The sequence below is a fragment of the bacterium CG_4_10_14_0_2_um_filter_33_32 genome (genome assembly GCA_002792735.1).
Taxonomy (GTDB): domain Bacteria; phylum Patescibacteriota; class CPR2_A; order CG2-30-33-46; family CG2-30-33-46; genus CG2-30-33-46.
This window is the reverse complement of sequence record PFOW01000066.1, coordinates 1-1,423: the sequence shown is the minus strand read 5'-3', so window position 1 is coordinate 1,423 and position 1,423 is coordinate 1. Positions and strand designations below refer to the sequence as shown.

The 1,423-nt window shown below is 36.4% G+C and carries 2 protein-coding genes; both read right to left on the bottom strand.

Translation table 11 applies throughout. The features are described 5' to 3' along the window. Positions 1-194 (bottom strand): hypothetical protein (locus tag COX95_04335; GenBank protein PIZ85374.1); only part of this gene is annotated, 194 nt, incomplete at its 3' end. A gap of 67 nt (positions 195-261) precedes the next feature. After that, positions 262-1,423 (bottom strand): hypothetical protein (locus tag COX95_04330; GenBank protein PIZ85373.1); only part of this gene is annotated, 1,162 nt, incomplete at its 5' end.

Below are 1,423 nucleotides of genomic sequence, written 5' to 3'. Positions count from 1 at the left end.
CCTTTTATTTTAAAAATTTTACAAAGAAAATAGTAATTCAAAACAGCTACACTGCCCACAATCAAAATAACTAATAGCATAGCAACATTGCCACCAAAATAATTTTCTAGCACTTTACCAAAGATAGCAGCTACTGAAGCGCCTATACCTATGCTGTACAAAGTAATAAAGTATTCAATTCCTTTTTTATTCATTAAGAAAAAGGATATATTGATTAAAAATTTAGTCAAGCAATCGTATGGCTATAAATATTAATAATCATCACTCAAATCGTAAGGCCTCTACCGGATCTACTTTGGAAGCACGATAAGCAGGATAAGCGCCAGAGATAAGACCTAGAAAAGTTGTAAGAATTAAAGTAGCTAGAATAAGCCAGGGCGGTAAAGATATGACATCTGTTGCTGATACACTTTGAGCTATAAGAAATTTGTTGATAAAATAATTTGCCACTTTAGAAAGAACAATTCCTGACACAATCCCAATCGCTCCACCTAAAAAACCAATTACGGATGCCTCAAATGTAAACAGCCTTCTGATAGTTCTACGTTTTGCGCCACAGGCTCTCATAATTCCAATTTCACGTGTCCTTTCGTACATAGCCATAATCATTGTATTAACAATACCGATTGCCGCAACCCCTAAAGAAATAGCGCCGATAGCTCCGATAATAGCTCCGATAGATTTAACGATTTTACTAATTTCTTTTAGTATATCGTCGGCAGTCATAGCACCCACTCCTAGTTTAGTTATCAAATCGGCTACTGATTTTGTATTCTCACGATTATCAACCTTAACCGAAGCTGATTGATAACCTTTCTCGTCAATCATGCTTTTGTATGTTAAAACCATACAATCTGGACATTCCTGCATCATATCCCCACCAGAATTATTTTTATAATCCACGTTAGTCTTTTTATCAAATTTGTTAGCCTGCTCTTTCTGTTGTCTTTGCTCTTGAGCTTTTTTCCAAGCTTCTGTTTTTACCGGATCTTCTTGCCAGTTAGACCAAGATTCAATTAATCTGCCCCATTTCATTGTAATAAAAGTACCGCCATTACTACCTATTGCTGGAGGTGCGGTTACACCGACAATTTCGGCTTCGAGCGTTGTTGATTTATCTTTCATTTTCTCCCAATCATCTTTGCCATTTTTAGGATCAGGAATATCAGCGCCATCACCCTGATAACCTTTTTGAGTTGTTAAAACCAGTGTCTTACTAACAGCATCTTCGTTTGAACTAAAACCTAAACTACCCACTAAATGTGCACCAATAACAATTTTCCCTTTATCATCTTCAGAAGAAAGCGCCCGCCCTGCTAAAATCTTCTTTTCACTTGCCTGATTAATTTCTTCTGCAACCATTTCGGTTCGATACTGTTTACCATTACCATCTTTACGGCTTATGGATTCAATATTCCAAATT